This window comes from Gracilibacillus salinarum, assembly GCF_022919575.1.
GTDB classification, from domain to species: Bacteria; Bacillota; Bacilli; order Bacillales; family Amphibacillaceae; genus Gracilibacillus; species Gracilibacillus salinarum.
In genome coordinates, this window is record NZ_CP095071.1 from 2845780 (window position 1) to 2863300 (window position 17521).

The 17521-nt window shown below is 41.5% G+C and carries 11 protein-coding genes; 1 reads left to right on the forward strand and 10 read right to left on the reverse strand.

Translation table 11 applies throughout. From position 1 onward, the window contains the following. Positions 1-116 precede the first annotated feature (116 nt). From MUN87_RS13260 to MUN87_RS13300, 9 genes are all read right to left on the reverse strand, one after another. On the reverse strand, positions 117-3197 hold the full coding sequence (locus MUN87_RS13260) for a beta-galactosidase (RefSeq protein ID WP_244740836.1): 3081 nt from the start codon (positions 3195-3197) through the stop codon (positions 117-119). Between the two features lie 15 nt (positions 3198-3212). Continuing rightward, positions 3213-4085: a carbohydrate ABC transporter permease gene (locus MUN87_RS13265; protein ID WP_244740839.1), complete on the reverse strand. Its 873-nt coding sequence runs from the start codon at positions 4083-4085 to the stop codon at positions 3213-3215. Positions 4086-4088: 3 nt separating this feature from the next. After that, positions 4089-4961, reverse strand: coding sequence for a carbohydrate ABC transporter permease (locus tag MUN87_RS13270; RefSeq protein WP_244740841.1), 873 nt, complete (start codon positions 4959-4961; stop codon positions 4089-4091). A gap of 87 nt (positions 4962-5048) precedes the next feature. Beyond that, complete coding sequence (locus MUN87_RS13275) at positions 5049-6539, reverse strand: response regulator transcription factor (protein ID WP_244740844.1); 1491 nt, start codon at positions 6537-6539, stop codon at positions 5049-5051. Then, positions 6511-8322 (reverse strand): cache domain-containing sensor histidine kinase, encoded by a 1812-nt coding sequence (locus MUN87_RS13280; protein ID WP_244740846.1) that lies wholly within the window; start codon positions 8320-8322, stop codon positions 6511-6513. The genes MUN87_RS13275 and MUN87_RS13280 overlap by 29 nt, the downstream gene beginning before the upstream one ends. A 107-nt stretch (positions 8323-8429) precedes the next feature. Then, positions 8430-9740 (reverse strand): extracellular solute-binding protein, encoded by a 1311-nt coding sequence (locus tag MUN87_RS13285; RefSeq protein ID WP_244740848.1) that lies wholly within the window; start codon positions 9738-9740, stop codon positions 8430-8432. 464 nt (positions 9741-10204) lie between these two features. Beyond that, on the reverse strand, positions 10205-11074 hold the full coding sequence (locus tag MUN87_RS13290) for an EamA family transporter (protein WP_244740850.1): 870 nt from the start codon (positions 11072-11074) through the stop codon (positions 10205-10207). A gap of 37 nt (positions 11075-11111) precedes the next feature. Next, positions 11112-12914 (reverse strand): SEC-C metal-binding domain-containing protein, encoded by a 1803-nt coding sequence (locus MUN87_RS13295; RefSeq protein WP_244740852.1) that lies wholly within the window; start codon positions 12912-12914, stop codon positions 11112-11114. Positions 12915-13549: 635 nt separating this feature from the next. After that, on the reverse strand, positions 13550-14041 hold the full coding sequence (locus MUN87_RS13300; protein WP_244740853.1) for a PTS sugar transporter subunit IIA: 492 nt from the start codon (positions 14039-14041) through the stop codon (positions 13550-13552). 314 nt (positions 14042-14355) lie between these two features. On the opposite strand from MUN87_RS13300, the gene MUN87_RS13305 reads away from it, so the two are divergent. After that, positions 14356-14832, forward strand: a complete 477-nt coding sequence (locus MUN87_RS13305; protein ID WP_244740855.1) for a DUF2975 domain-containing protein — start codon at positions 14356-14358, stop codon at positions 14830-14832. A gap of 782 nt (positions 14833-15614) precedes the next feature. On the opposite strand, the gene MUN87_RS13310 is transcribed toward MUN87_RS13305, so the two are convergent. Continuing rightward, complete coding sequence (locus tag MUN87_RS13310) at positions 15615-17108, reverse strand: extracellular solute-binding protein (RefSeq protein WP_244740857.1); 1494 nt, start codon at positions 17106-17108, stop codon at positions 15615-15617. Positions 17109-17521 lie beyond the last annotated feature (413 nt).

The following is a 17521-nucleotide window of genomic DNA, read 5'->3' on the forward strand; positions in this document are numbered from 1 at the left end:
TATTCGTTTACACGCTGTTGTTATCATTCTTTTCCTATAACTCTATCCATTACCGCAATAAAGTGAGACTGCAATCAGTGGGTGTTTTTGACCCCACTGATTGCTAGTAAAACTTATCAGGAAGTTACTCCTTGATAAATCTCCTGATGCCGGTACGATGCTGTTACCTCACCTTGTTTATTCGTCGCAAATAACACCGACCGCTCTTTTTCCAACTTAAATTGGTAAACCTTGTGAGTGACAGGGTCCTGTATCTTAACAGCTGTATCGCTTGCATACTCTGATACAAATGTATACAGGTAGCCATCGCGGAACGTTAATTTTCTTCCATAAACTCCAGGCAGGTCACCGCCTTCGAGCCATTTTAACTCTGCTGCCACACCGGCACGTTCCAACGCTTGACGGTATAAAGATTCTAACACTTCCGCACGTTCGTTCAACTCAACCGGCAATGGGCACCACAGCACGGTTCCCTTACCAAGCTTACCTTCTAGCAGTCTGCTAGTCTCGTCTACTACTTCTTTATTTACTTCCCCAATGCGGCGATCGCCGAATGAGACGGGATGGTTCACTCCGTCTATCGTCAGCCTCTCTTCGCGAACCACATTGGACAAACGATATTCTCCAAAAAGATCAGCTAGTGGCTGTCCGTGCTCCCAATACGCATCAAGCCCGATCGGACCTGTCCACAAAAGAGTGGCACCGGACTCTCTCACATAGTCGAAGATTTTCTCGGATGCTTCCTTACTAAAATTATGGGCACTTGGCACGATCAACAGCTTCGGCGGCTGTTCCTCCAGTGCCTCAAGATGATACTCTCCCATCGCCCGGAATGGCACATTCATCTGATACGAAAGTACCCTTGTTAATGATGTGGTTGCATCGAAGGCAAATTTCCGGTTGGAAAAGTCGTTCGAATAAGGAAAGACCACTGCTGCTTCTTCTAGTTCACGTTCAATAAACAAGTCGCGAATCTCACCGATAAATCTCCCGAAATCATAGGAGACATCTGCTTCCGGTTTTTGTGTGCCATCCGCCCGCAATGCACCAATATTTGATTCATTTGTATTATTCATATAGAAGTTGGTATTCCACAACCATTGGACCGCACCTGCCCCTCCAGTTGAGAAAGCATAGGCATACTTACGCTCCAAAATATTGCGTAATTCCTCTTCGGATCGTTTCGCTTTGCTGTCTGCCGTTTCGACATACATAATACCGGTTTCCTGAATCAAATTCGGCTTGTGGGGCGTTTTGGTAAAAATCCCGTCCCAGACAAGCTGATCCATCAACCACCATGAGTGCACCGTCGTATAATCGACTGCCTCCTGATAGAAGAATGGAGTAGGACGCTGGCTGTACATGGCTTCATCCTGACCGACTGTCACGAGCTGCTTCGCATTCACCGACTTAATCGCTTCGGTTAACTCGCTTGCCCACTTATTATGCATATCCATCGTAAACAATGTGTAGTCGAGCCAACGAAGTCCTTGTTTGGGCTGCTTCATCTTCTCGATGTCAAAATTAATATCATCCTGTTCCGGTAAAACGACCGATGCTAAATCAGGCAGCTCTGCCGGTGTCATATCCCAACGCTCCTGCAATGCTGTAATCGATCCATGTCTGTCCTTCAGCCATTTTTCAAAAGCGGCCTGTTCAAAACGGTCATGAACAGCACGCGGCCCTTGGAAAAACCGCTCGGGATCAAACATCGACGGTTCATTGATTAAATCCCATTGCACATTCGTTGTATCGGCATGTCTGGCTACCAATGCCCGGATAAAGCGTTTCTGTGCTTTTACACTGCGAGGGTCAAGATAAGGATTCTCTCCCTCGTAGGCAATTGGTGTAAAAGCAAAAAAGTTAAACGTCACCTCGATATCATGCCTTTTGGCGGTAAGCAGAAACGCATCGATCGAACGCAGCACCTCTTCCGATGGATGCCCATCGATAAACATAAGGTGACGCCAGCCCGTCCACAGTCCTGTACGAATTAAATTAATCCCAGCTTCCTTCATCGTTGCCATATCATGGTCCCAGGCAGCGACGTTCGGCATAAAGATAAATTTCCTTGCAACGTCAGACGTCATATAAGTTTGGCCAACAATCGGAAAAGGCCGCCCATCTTTCCAGAAGTAATCTCTTCGTGCTTCCATCACACTTCCCTGCTGCAATAATTCTGGATCATTTCCCCAGAACCCTTGCGTATAGATACGCCGTTCGCCCGAAGCAGAAGTAGCCAGACATTCTATCAGGTATTGTCCTTTTTCTACCGCGACATCGACGGGAATTCGCAGAAATTGCAGTTCATCTGTCGCAGTTATCGTTTCCTTTCCTGTCCAGACTATCTGTGAATCCTTCGTGATTGTGATAGCAAATTGCCATTCCACTGACTGCTGGATCATTTCCTCAATTTGTACGGTAATGCTCGCACGGTCTCCCGGCTCATAGGTCGCATAATTCGGCTTCACCCAAATCTCCGTTACACCATTTCTTGTAAAATCGGACCACTCTGCAATAGCCGCTACACCACCATTTTGCCAAAAACGGTCGCCAATCATTTGGTTGATCATCAGCCATCTGCCACCAGCAAAGTCACCTTTCGTATTCTCTAGTAATACCGCTGGTGCAGCTACTTCCCGGTCATCATTGGAGATCCCTTTCAATAACGGATGAATGTGGGCATCCATCGGACCGCTCGAACCATTCTCTTCAGGGCGATCCCGATGTCGGGTCACATGCAAAATTAAATTATGTGTTGGCTCAATCGAAAATAACGTTTCTTTCCCTTCCAAAACCGGCAGCTTGTGATCTGCCTCCAGATATTTTATCGGTGCAGGATCAACCGGCAATATTTCATGAATTTGTAATTGCCGGTGGTATGCCGTTTGTGCCCTTTCTACCTGCCATTCACCGTGCGCAGTCTGGTGAACCGGATGACGGAATGGCGCCCCTCCGATATGAAGCAGACCATGCCCTTTTTTGAAAAAGGCTAACAAGTCCGGCCATGCCTCTTTTGGAAAATAGGGACCATGCAAATGCACATAACTGCTGACATGTTGATCCTGTAACGCTTCACTGAGTTGATCCGCGTTGACTACCTCGAACGTATTACCCAGCTGCTCTAACATTGCCTGTGACGGTCTTGCACCATCATAAGGAAATTGCTCATCATAGAAAACGATTGTCTTTGTCACGATCTAGTCCTCCTCTTACCCTTTTACAGCACCTTGTGTCATACCATTGACGATTTGTTTCTCCATCACTAAATAGAAGAGAATCGTTGGGATTAGCACCATCGTTAATCCTGCCATCTGTGCGGTATAATTGGTGGTATACTCCCCGGCGAAATTAGCTAAACCTAATGGCAATGTGCTTAATGAATCATCATTAATCAATACTAATGCAAACGAGAATTCATTCCAGTTGTTAATAAAGTTTAAGATAACAGCGGTCGCTAATGCCGGACGACTCATTGGCAGAATAATCGACCAGAATATCCGAAAAGGTCCACAGCCATCCATAATCGCTGATTCTTCGATTTCTTTGGGAAAGGATCCCATGAAGCTTGTTAACAGAAATATCGTAATCGGCAAATTAAAGGCCACATAAGGGAAAATCAAGGCCAGATGGGTATTTATAAATCCAAGCTTCTGCATCAGAATAAACATCGGCACCAAAGTAGCGTGAATCGGCACCAATAAGCCGACGACGAAGAACCCGTACAGCAAATTTCTGCCTTTAAACTGAAAGCGTGCCAGGAAATAGGAAGCAAACGCCCCAAACAGAATACAAATCAGCAACGCCACAATCCCCACAAATAAACTGTTGAAGAAATAAGAACCGATATTGGCCGTTACCCATGCTTCCACATAATTAACAAACACCCATTCATTAGGCAAACCGAACGGATCAAAGGAAAATTCCTGCCCGGTTTTAAACGAGTTCATAATCATCCAGAAAATCGGATACGCATTGACAATGGTAAACAAGATTAAAACCAGATAAATCGTGCCACGTTTCACTCTCTTTTTCTTACGAGCCTGTTTCGATACCGTATCATAGTTAACCGTTGTTTCACTCATTTGCTACACCTCTTTTCGTTGCAGTAATTTAGTCGTTATCATAATAAGCCCAATACTAAAGACAAAGATCAGAACAGATATCGCACTGCCGTAGCCGTAACGAAGTCCTTCGAATGTTTTGTCATACATGTAAGTCGCCATCACTTCCGTTGAATTAGCAGGTCCACCGGAAGTCATTACGTAAATTAAATCAAATGTTTTCAAACTGCCGCTGATACAGAGCACAATCGAAATTAAAATGATGTTCCATATCGAAGGAATCACGACATAGCGTGTTTTCATCCACTCCGATGCCCCGTCGAGCTCAGCCGCTTCCAATATTTCTTTTGGTACCGTTTGCAAAGCGGACAAGAAAATAATAAAGTACAGTCCGACAAACTGCCATATAATCGTAATACAGACAGCAATCATTGCCCAGGTTGGATCACCAAGCCAATTCTGCTGCAGGAAACCTAACCCGATCGCTTCCAGAAAGTTATTGATCATCCCGTATTCCGAGTTATAAATCATCCGCCATGTAATCGAAATAACGACAGTCGAAATCACAACCGGCATAAACCCAATCGTCCGAAAGAATTTAGCTCCTCTTATTTTGCGGTTTAACAATAAGGCTAATGCCAATGCAATCGGTATTTGACCGAATACAGACGCAAGGACAACCAGTACATTATTTCGTACCGATGACCAGAATACCTTATCCTGTAAGACTTCCTGGAAATTTGCCAATCCGACGAACTGCATCTCTGAGAAACCATTCCAGGACATAAAGGAATAATAAAAAGAAATAAAGATCGGCACAATGCTAAAAATTAAATAAAGGGTTAACGCTGGTATTACTCCAACTGCAATAATCCACGGTTTTTTTAATAAATGCATGGTGTGGTCACTCCCTCCAAATGCTAACTTTTCTTCATTATAAAAGGGCTTACATTTTTCAGTAATCCTATAAAGTTAACATTATATCTACTTTTCTATGGAATGGAGTTTGCGAAATTGTGTCGGTGTGATCCCAACATAGTTCTTAAACACCTGCACGAAATATTTGTACTCCCGGTATCCGACATACTCGGCGATTTCAAAGACTTTATTCGACGTCTCGGTTAACAAAGCTTTCGCCTTATTAATCCGTATCGTGTTGAGATATTCAGAGTAACTCGAACCCGTCTCTTGTTTAAACAGCATACTGAAATAGTTCGGGGTAATATAATGCGCCTCAGCAACTTCCAGTGCTTTCACGTCTTTCTGAAAATTCTTCTCGATATATTGCTTGGCCTGCTGAATGATCCAATGGCTGTCATTCGTACGCTTGAGGTAGTCAATCATACGCTCGAGATCTTCTATTAACAAGGAACGAATCGCCTCGACACTGTTATAAAGAAGTAAATCAAGTTCCTCATGCAAGCCAAGCTCGATTTCGGCAAAAGAGGAGTCCTGACCCCTTTCCTTGATCGATTCCAGCAGACAACAGCATGCCTCTTTTATTTGACGGAGCGTTATTGCTTTTTGTTCGAATTCGGTAAACAGCTGCCCTACTTTAGCTTCTGTCTCATCCTGCTCCTGCTGAAAAACAGCATCCGCTATCTTACATACGAGCTGTTGATTAAGCTCGTAATCCTGTTCAGCAGGAAGGTCCTCCGCATCCGTTATAAGCTGTCTGTCCGTGCCCCGGTAAAAACTTAACCGCGCATGTAATTCCTGATAGAGCGAGGCAAATTGATGCAAATCCTGATAAGCAGAGGAAACCGCCACCGAGATTCCCTGATCAAATGCTGCCATTATTGCCGAGGTAAGGCTGTTTACTTCTGCTATATCCTCCTGTCCATAAAGAAAAAGCAGCAGCTGATTTTCGTGTGTTTCGATACAAATAGAGGAATAGTCGGTCAACCTTTTTATCTGATCCGTTGCCCAGTCTGCATCATGATCATAGTTTCGCTTTTCGATGAGCAGTATTCGATAAGCATACGCTCGGCTATCAATTTTTTCGGATAGATTCGAGGGATCCGGCAGCTGAAATAGTTGCTGCGATAAATAGTTGGTCAATACCGTCTCCTGCTTCGCCTGTTCCTTGATTCTTGTTTCCTCTATTTGCTGTTGGATCTGTTGTACTAATGCCAGTAATTCGTCAATATCAACAGGCTTAAGTAAATAATCCTGAACACCGATTCGAAGTGCCTGACGAGCATATTCAAATTCATCATAGCCACTGATCATAATAATAGTCACTTCCGGAAAATCGTCCACAATAGCTTTCGATAACTCGATCCCGTCCATTTCCGGCATATACACGTCGGTGATGACAATATCGACCTGTTGCTTCTTCATGATTTCCAATGCTTTCTTTCCATTCATAGCGGTCCCGATCACTTCCATATTCATTTGCTCCCACGGGATTGTGTTGGCTAATCCTTTACATATTAACGGTTCATCATCCACGATCAACATCTTTAATGTCATTTCTCTTGTCCTCTCCTTCTATTAAATGCCTCAACATTTGTTCATTTTTGATCCAAGGAAGATGTAGACGGACACAGGCACCCACTGGCACATCGATAATCTCAATACCGTATGCAGGGCCAAATGCATTAATCAAACGAGCATGAACATTCTTTAACGCATAACTGTCTTGTTCTTCCTCGCTATGCAGCAATTGCTCCACCTTGTTGCTGTCTATGCCGATTCCGTTATCCAGACAATCGATAACCAGGACATCCCCTTTTTGATAACAGCGTATCGTAATATTTTTGTTTTCCTGCGTCTGTGGGAAACCATGCTTGAAGCTATTCTCCACCAGCGGTTCAAGCATTAATTTGAGCACCATACTATCCGTTAAACCTGCTTCAGTAAAAATCGCATAGTGAAAGGTATCGCCTAATCGTTTTTTCTGCAATTCCATGTAGCTTTGGACATATTTTATTTCATCTTTTAGCGGTATCCACACCTTCCCTTGACTGAGTGTAATCCGGAATAACGTCGATAAATCTTCGATACTTTTACTCGTTTCCGGCGCTTGTTCCAAACGTGCTGTCCAGCGAATCATGTCTAATGTATTATATAAAAAATGAGGGTTAATCTGGCTCTGTAATGCTTTTAATTCGGAGTGCTTATGCTGAATTTCCAGCTTGTATTTACTGTCAATCAATCGCTGAATCTGTTCAACCATCGAATTAAAGCGATAGCCGAGCTGACCGACTTCATCCTTTGACCTGATTTTCACTTGTGCTTTAAAATCGCCGAGTTCGAGTCGTTTCGTTTCTCTTGTCAATTCCAGAATTGGACGAACGACAAAGAAGACAAATCCGGCAAACGTCATTAATCCCATAAACACAGCAATTAATATCATATAGCCGAATGTGGACCGGATATCTCTCATTTCTGATAAAATATATTTTTCACTGACAACGGATACTAGGTGCATATCAATTGGTTCAATATATCGCGAAACACCGTAATACACTTCCCCATCCGATTCGAGCTGAAAGCTTTCCCCTTCTGTATCAATTTTCTCGATAAGCGTTTGATAGGTGAAATCCTGCTCTGACCCAGTTCCGGTAATATCCTGTTCCTGGTTGTGCACAAAGAAGGCTTGGTGCTGTTTGTTCGTGAAGCCGTCTGTTACGTGCTGATACAGCGCTTGCAAATCCAGGCGGATCCGAACCATACCAATTGGCTGGCTAATATCATAGAGATTATTAATCACTCGATACAAAGTGATCACTTTTTCGTCTTGATTGGTCTGTTGATTCTGCATTTGATAAGGAGTGCTCCACAGTATCTTTCCTTCCATATCCTTCGCCTGCTGCACCCATTTTGCTTCGTTTCCTGTCACCGTATCGCCTGCTGCCAGCACTTGCTGATTCTGTCCTTCAATTTGAAACGAATGAAAATACTCTTTCTCTGACTGATGAAACACAAAAAAACCATTGATATTTCGACGTACTTGATTTAAATGATTGTAATCCTCTCCTGTCACCGCCGGAGCTGTCAGAAAGTCACGGAATTCCTGACTGTAAATCATGTATCTCGAAATATCCTCCACTTCTGCAACCACGTTATTGAGCTGGGACTCCATGTTGTTTAAATTACGATGCGTCGTCGTAATAATCTGTTCTTTTAATATTTTGTTAGATTGATAGAGAACGATGGACCCGATTAAACCGCTTGGTATCGTGACCAGCAGCAAAAAAATAATCACCGATTTCCACTTTAAGCTGTTTTTTATATATTGGATTAATTGCATAGTTGATTACCCCTATTTCATCCCGTGTTTATAATAAGTAGAGTATAACATTATCGATAAGCACAAAAAGTAGAGCATCCCGTAAGACACTCTACTTATTCTGTCTGCTACTTCTGTTCACTTTCTTGTACACGCTGAATATTTTCCGCTGCCTCTTCAGGCGTGGAACCACCGACCGTTATCGATTGCAGTTCATTCTCTAACTGATCATTGACTGCCGGTATCAGTGTCGCATCATATACTGGTGCTGGTTCAGATTCTGCTATTAAGTCGAGCATATCCTGTTGCAGTGGATGAAGATCTGCGTCCTCCGGCACCTCTACATTCGCAATAACAGGGCGTCCAACTTTAATCAGATCTTCCCAGAGCTCCTGATTGTAGACATATTTTAAGAAGGTATGCGCTGCCTCCAGTTTCTCGCCTTCTAAGTCACTATTGATTGCGACCCCCGTTCCGGCAACGGTTGACATTGTTTTCTTGTCGTTAAGCGGCATCATCGCCACCCCAACATTTTTATCCTCTGGCATATTTTCTAAAATCGCAGAAATACCCCAGTTACCGTCCATGACCATTGCTGTTCTTCCTTGTAGGAAATAATCAATCATTTGCGAACTGTCAATTGTGTTCAGGTCCTCATTAAAGGCACCTTTTTTCACTAATTCATCAATGACTCCTAACGATTTTACAAAATCGTCATCGGTAAAAGCTCGTTCACCATTTGCTACTCCTTTAAGGAAGTCATTTCCGGTAAAACGGTCAGCAATAGTAGAAATATAAACGGATTGCAAGACCCATGCATCAGAATTACCAAGTGCGATTGGCGTAATATCATCCGCTTTCAAATCATCTATTAGTTGGAGGAATTCATCATAGGTTGTTGGGAACTCGTCATATCCAGCATCCGCTAACATATCTTTATCATAAAAAATCATATGTGTTGGATTCGTGTTGGCAGGAACAGCATAGGTATTACCATCAACAGAGAAATCCTTAAAGTCTTCCTCGTCTAATAACCCTGTTTCCTCTGTCCAATAGCTCTTAATATCATCGATAGGCTGCAACGCTTCCCCTTCTACAAGTGGTTCTAACTCAGCCCCTGGCCATACTTGGAACACATCAGGTAATTGTCCACCCGCTGCCTGTGTGTTTAATCTTGTTCGGTAATCAGCATTTGGTGTCGTATCGACTTGCAGGTCAATATCCGGGTGTTCTTTATCGAATTTCTCGACGATATCCATAAACGCTTGATAATCGGCCCGGCCAATATCTTCTGATTTCCAGAATGTCAATTCCACAGCATCCTCGTTGTTGGTATCCTCTCCAGAGGAAGCTTCTTCCCCACTCCCTGAACACGCCGCCAAGAAGCTGATCAATAAAATAACAAAACCTAAAAGTACGTGTTTGCTCCACATTCTCATTTATCAACCCTCCATTATGTTATCGCTTTCAAAAGGATTATCTCACAGGATATTAATCTTAAAAATACAAGAAAGTTAATATAATATCCAATAATTTATGGTTGGTCGAGAATATTAAACTTTTGGATTGGGGAAATCACCTTGTGGTATTACGCTTATCAGCTTAAGGATCCTTATTGAAATTAACCATGTGCTGGACGACCGCTCTTCATATCCACTGGAACACAGCTGAAACTAAAAAAACCAGGCTTAAAATCGCTCGTTTTTATGGAGAATGAGGCAGGTTCGGTTAAAGCTGGTGCTGACGAAATGGTCTATCTATCGGACATTGGAAAGACTCTCTTCCTCGATTTTGTCCGGTTGGGCGCTTCTATCGGACACTGGAGCGCTTCTCCACCCTGGTTTTGTCCGGTTGGTCTTGTATCGGATATTTGGTCGAATGAAAAGCATTCCCTCCCAAGTATTTATTCACTGGACAACTTGGACGAGGTTACTAATATTCCGATGCCTAGTATTAAGAAGGCAATACCTATCCATGATATAGCACTTAAATGTTCACCTATGATGACAACGCCTAGCAGTGCTGCGGTTAATGGTTCTGCCAGTGAGAGCGTCACGGCGGTGGATGAGGATACTTGAGTGAGACCTCTGGAAAAAAGGAAGTATGCTATTCCCGTTGCCATAATTCCGAGTTGAAGACTGACACCTATACCTCGCCCGCTTGCAATCCAAGACATATCATAGATCCATAGGAACGGAGATAGATAAATGGCGCTGAGCGTAAAGACAATCGCTACAACCGATAGAGACGAATGGCTCTTTACCAGGTCTCTACTGATCATCGTATAACCAGCAAAAGACAGACCTGCCCCCAATGCCATCAATATTCCAACAGGATCGACATATACTGATTCTTTATTACTGAAGAGCATCAGACATCCGGCAATCGATAGAATAGTAGAATACCACCACACTTTTGCAGGACGATTTTTAAAGAAGAGCCATTCAATCAGACCGGACAAAATTGGGGCACTCCCTATCGCTACTACTGTTCCGATCGCCACACCTGTAATCGAAACTGCTGAGAAAAATAACGGCTGATACAACGCCATACATAACGAAGCGCCTAACGTTGCTTTAAGCGGCCAATTCTTTAGGTTCAAATTCCCGAATACCAATACCATGCACAATAAAAAGAAGCCGCCTACAGCTAAACGGGTAGCACCTATCGCAACCGGATGTGCTGCATCTGGTGCAAGTGCCTGCATAGTACCTGTCGTTCCCCACAGTATGGCTGCAAGTAAAATGAATAATGGCGCTATTTTATGCTGCATGTGTTCACCTCAAAACCGGAGATAGTTAAGATAGATCTCAACATTGCTTAGCGAAGTCGATAATCTCCTTATCTATCGTGATTTTACCCTCGTTTGCCAGCCATTTGGCGAATCCTTTGACGACTGTTAAAAGTTCTTTCCATTGTTTATTGCTGACATCATTCCCATACAGATCTAACATATCTTGTGTAATGAACCTTTTCCAGAACGGCAAATCACATTCTTGCCAACTTTGAATGTTTCGTTTTTCCAAGACTTCCCGAATATCATTCAATCGATTACCGTACTTTGCCTCTGTACTGCGTGACTTACCAGCAGTCTTTTCTCGATAGAATTCAATGATATCATTGGTATAGAAGGCGTCCACTGTTTGTGCGGTAATACCTAAACGCTCATACATCGGAATATCTTCTTTGACTACAACTGTCTGTCGTTCTTTTGTTACTGGTATAGACTTTATTTCGCTGTTACGCTGCTTTCCTCCTGTCACAAATGGTGATAAGGCTAAGCCCAAAGCTCTACGCGGTGTATTAAAATCAGGCGTAATGTCGACCATTCCAAATTGTTCTCTTGCAAATTTATAGATATCAAATTCCTGATTCTTTAACCATCGGTCCGCCACCTGCTCTTGTCCATTTTCCACCAATTGTCGTAGTGACTGGTGATCATATTTAGGAATCGGTTTGTCTATATCCATTTGGTCCATCATCTGTGCGTACATCCCGAAATACGGTGGCGTTTTCTCTTCCAAACGAACAGCAGATTGTCGCACCTCCATATTTACAGGTGTCGTAATTACCTCCTCCTGATCATTTATCAGACGGAAGGTGTCGGGTACTTTAGCTAGCTTTTTTAAAAATTGGTTAACTGTTTTTAACTCATACGTTGTAAATGTTAGAATATTATTCTTTATTTCGATATTTGCATCGACATCCATGACGTATACTTCACCTGTTAATTCGCTATCTGTATAGCCTTTGACCTCGCTCACCCATGTTAATTGCTTATGACCTGGTTCCCATACATCAATATCGAATGACGGATCATTATACAGGAATTTTTCACCACGCTCTTGATGTACTAATTCAAACTCATACTTATAGAAGCTGATTTCTTTTTCTTGCCAATCTTGTTCATCAAGTTTAGTGTGCATTGCAACGAGAATTTCAGGGTAATAGTCGAACATCACTTGTTCCCGGTCTAAATTCTTCTTTTTTGCCATATTTTCTACATATTGAATGGCATTATAATAACTAATTGGACCGAGCATAGCTCTTACTCCATTAAAATAATGTTCATCATGGACTTCTTCCAACAGCCCAAAGGTACTCATCCATGGTATAACAAAAGGCTGGCTATCCAGTGTTCTCGGTATATAATACAATTGATCTGAATAGGCATCTTGAAAAATGACATGCTGGTCCGTATAGTCCACTGCTTGGACAAATTGTGGTTTTAATTGTGCCCACTGTTCTGCCATTTTCCTTTCTTCTGCCGCCAATCGGTGGCCCTCCTCTTTAAGAAACCACTCAATTCCACGCAAACCATTTTTATAACGATTAAAAAAGAATAACCAGAATTGCAGGTATCCCTCTTGTTTGTCATCATCTAATATATGATTGATCCGTTGCTTAAATTGAGACTCTAAAGGAATAGAATCCCGCAGAGGCACCTTTTCTGCTATAAAATCCTTCATTTGATCCACTAATTTATTCTTTTGCAGCAAAAATTTTTCTTCTTTCCATTCTTTCAGCTCCACTAGATTATCTTGCTTCATACAACATTTTTTGTATTTTTTGCCGCTGCCACATGGACAAGGGTCATTTCTTTTTACTGACATGATAACACTCCAAACATAGTTCTGTTTCCGTTTAAAAAGACTTTATATCTAGTATAACGCATATGACAACTTAATAAGAGATTTGAGCTTGAGACTTATTATTTTTATACAACTACCTATAATGTGGAGTATGTCAACTAAGGCTGTATGGCAAAACGGTCATTTTGAAATATTTTATCTGCTTAGCAAAGCTCCGGAAATAGGGAAGTGCTACAACGTATGGAACAGCTAAAAGCAGTGGGATCTAGGCATTATGTTATTCGTTCAATTGCTGTTATATATAGTGATGAGTGATCAACATGCTAGCTCTTACAAAAGTTGTAGAGCCCATATCCTAGCGTAGGCCAACCACGAAGACTCCCGCGGGACAGGCAGGCGCTGAAGATCCACTTTGTGAAGTGCCTTTCTTCACAAAGTTAGCTTCAGCCGTGCCCCGCAGGACGCGGAGTGGTTGGACGGAGCAGTATCCCAGCACATTAAATATCTCAATATGGACGCTTGGCTAGCGATGGCTACTTTACATAATCCATATTATAGGAAATCAGCTTCATGTTCCATATGATTACTGTTGTGACTGCACTTTTATACTTTCTCGACTGAAGAAAATAGGAACTGAAATGATTCAGTTCCATTGATTACTTTCTGCTGACCGTCATCAGTGTAGACTGCCCAGCCACCAGGTTTGTCTCTTCACTTTTTTTAAGCGATTCTACCTCAACAAAATTAGTAATCACAATTGGTGAGATAATGCTGTCTGCTTTTTCGTTAATGAATGGCAAATCAAATGTAACCAGTTTATCCCCTGCTTTCACTTTTGCCCCTTGCGATACATGCGCTTCAAAGCCCTCACCCTTCAACGCTACGGTTTCCAAGCCAATATGAATTAACAGCTCCAAACCATTTTTGCTTTGAATACCAACCGCATGCTTTGTATCCGACAATTGCACTACCTCACCATCGACAGGTGCAACTACTGTCCCTTCCGTCGGTTCAATAGCAAGACCGTCCCCTAATAATTTCTTGCTGAACATCTCGTCAGGTACATCTTCCATGTTTACCAGCTTACCTGTTATAGGGGCTAACAGTGTCTCACTGGTCTCTTTTTTGCCAAAAAGATTTTTGAACAAATTACACACCTCCCCATTGATTGTTAGCGAAACTTATCAAGAAGTTACCGTACGTTTATCCCCTACTCAGCTACTTAACTGAAGTCGGGGTATTACGGACGGTTAGCGCCGTGATAAAATCGTTTTCTTTCGTTATAGTGATTTATTCCCTGCTATGATTATTTAAAACGGAAAAGGTTCCACGTGGAACAAAGAAATCGTTGACAGACTTATAAAATAGCAAAAATGAATTAAAAAAAGATAATTATTTATTGTTTTTCGATAAATAATGTGCTAAGTTAGTATTACCAATAAATAGGTGAGGTGTTATTTTTATGAAGCGAGGTACGACACTTTTTTTAAAGATAGCAATATTGATTATTGGGAGTACGATATTGGCATTATGTGTTTTTCTCCTCCCAAAGTTAGCCAATGATACAGCTCGAATGTATCCAGAGTATGCTCACTTACATTACCCGGTTTTAATCGGCATGTATGTAACGGCAATACCGTTCTTCATTGCTGTCTATCAGGCATTCAAGCTCTTAAACTATATCAACAATAACAAGGCTTTCTCAGGACTGTCTGTACAGGCGTTAACGTATATTAGATATAGTGCAAATACTATTATTGCATTATATATTGCAGGCAGCATATTTCTTATCACACAACAAGCGCTGCATCCCAGTATAGCCATTGTTGGATTCACCATCGTTTTTGCCTCCTGTATTATCGCTGTCTTCTCTGCTGTTCTTGAGAAATTATTACAAAACGCCATAGCTATTCAATCAGAAAATGATTGTATTATCTGAGTTTGAGAAAGTTCTTCGCACCGATCGCAACCGCAAAACTCACTTAGTCCTAACTAACAAAATACTATACAACTACCTATAATACGGATTATGTAAAGTAGAACTGTCTGACATTGTGGTAATTTCGATAGTTTTCATCTGCTTAGCAAAGCTCTGGAAATAGGCTCCACGTCCTGTGGGCACGGCTCATAGCCGTCAAGCTAAGGAAAAGAGAAAAAAGAGCTTAAGCTGTCTCTTACATGTTCGGCCTATCATATAATCCATTCTTATGGACAGTTGAAAAGAAAGGGCAAAAGTTGTCCATAAGAATCAAAAGTATGACCACTCAAGGATATCAAAAGAACTCTTGTGGTCAAAAATCCGATTTCTTGTGCCAATACTTCAGGGACAGCTATTATAAATAATATCTTTCACTCAACTCACAAAAAATCACTGCACATAGATAACTTGTATTCATTGCGGTAACGTATTCACTTTTCTTTTTAAAAGCATTACCTTAACTTGACGGCTATGGGGCACGGAGTGGTTGGACGAAGCGGTATGCCAGCACTTGAAACATTTCAAAATCACCGTATTGCTAAGGCCGTTTGTTTACATAATCCATATCATTGATTACTTCTATGACAGTCCTTATACTTTCTTTGCAAAAAAAAGAGACATATCTTTAACAAGATAATGCCTCTTACCAAATACAGAGAATAAAAACTTCTCTAACTCTACGCTGCCATGCCATTATGGAAGCAATGTGTAATGAAACTCAGAAATTGTTACTGTCACTCTTATTATTCGGATGCATTATATTCCTCGATGATATCGTTCCCGCCTTCTTCTCGCCATTTTTCTACTGCTTGTTGGAATCCTTCTTCATCGATTTGGCCAAGAATGTACTGATTGGTTGCATCGGTAATGTATGATTGAAGTCTTGCACCATCATTAGCGAAGGTTTCAGAGTAAAGTGGTACCGTTGGATCCTCAATCAAGTATTCTTCATTCTCTTTTGTTAATTCCTCTGCTTTCGCTTTGACTTCTAAATCGAAATATCCCTCATAACGACCATTTGTTTCTGGTTCACCGATTAAAATCGATTGATATGGTTTCACTTCCCGATTGGTTAACTCATTATCATCAACAGGTAGAGCTCTTCCATCTTTTACAGAATAATGCTCCCCTTCTATTCCCCAGTAGCTTAGATTCGAAATTTCCGGTGTCATCATCTGGTCAAAGAATCCTAGAATTTTCTTTAATTCTTCTTCCGTTTCTACCGAGCTTTTAGGAAACATGATTAAGCTTCCATAGCCAGGAATCGCCCAAACACCGTATTCGCCATCTGGTCCAGCAATTTTATTTTGTACACCAAATTTAATGTCTGGATTGAGTGCTACAGCATCTTCATACAAGCTCTGAACATCTCCCATGGAGCCTACATATATACCAGCAGTTCCATTTTTAAAGAATTCTTGTTGATCCGGCTTACTCGTTACAGGGAAATCCTGATTAATATAGCCGTTTTGATGCATTTCTCTAAAAAAGTCCATCGTTTGAATGTATTCATCAAACATAAATTCAGGAAGAAGTTGTCCATCTTTTTCTCCCCAATTGTTAGGGGTGCCAAACCAAGAGGATACTGTCTTAAATGCCCCGTACACTAAGTCACTTCTGTCGGTTACACCGAAGGTATCATCTTTCCCGTTGCCGTCTGGGTCATCCTCTGTAAATGCTCTTGCCATTTCCATAAATTCTTCCGTTGTCGTCGGAGCTTCCAATCCTAGATTTTCAGCCCAGTCCTTTCGGTAGATAATCCCTTGTCTTGATAAAGGACGTCCTTGGTATAAAGTATACTGCTTACCATTCACAAGTGTATTATCCAGAATATTGTCTTTTAATTTAGATAAGTTTTCGAATTCATCTAAGTATTTTCCTACTTCCCAAAATTGGCCATCCTCCATGGCATCACGGAATTGAACAAAAGAAGTTTGATTCTTAAGAAACACAGCATCAGGTAATGAACTGGTTGCAAAAGCCGTATTCAGACGGTCTTCATAGTTATTATCAGGTACCCACTGTATTTCAATATCTGTGTCGGTTTTCTCCTCTATTTTATTTAGTACCTTCTCTTCCGGTACCTCCGGTGTGTGCAGGTTAGCCATCATAGAAAAAGAGAATGTGCCGTCCTCATCCACTTGATCACCTGAACTACTTTCTTCGCTATTACAAGCCGTTAATGCAAATACGGAAAGTAATAGCAATATGCCGAATGCCTTACTCCACTTAGCCAAATGAAACCCTCCTATTTTCATTACATTGATTTTTCTTTACACAACTCCATCATAAGCAAGCGCTTTATTAATGTATATAATCATTTGATCACAAATTTTTGAAAGCGCTGATGAAAAGGGAAGCGTTTCGTGAATAATCATTATTCTCTACAACCGTATAATCATATAACAAAGTGATTATTTTCGAAGGGCTGTGCCTGCGAGAACAGGCGTGAGAGATAGGTTTGTCTAAAAATGATGGTTAATGCCACCCTATTGAAACAGTCCTTATGATTTGATCACTCTATTTTTCCTAGCTGAGAAAAATCGCCACTATTTCAAAGAGAATCTTCTATCATTACTGTTAAAATTTCTATTATTCTGTTAAACTTATTGAATTTAGGGAAAATATTAGCAAGATCGTAGAAAAACTA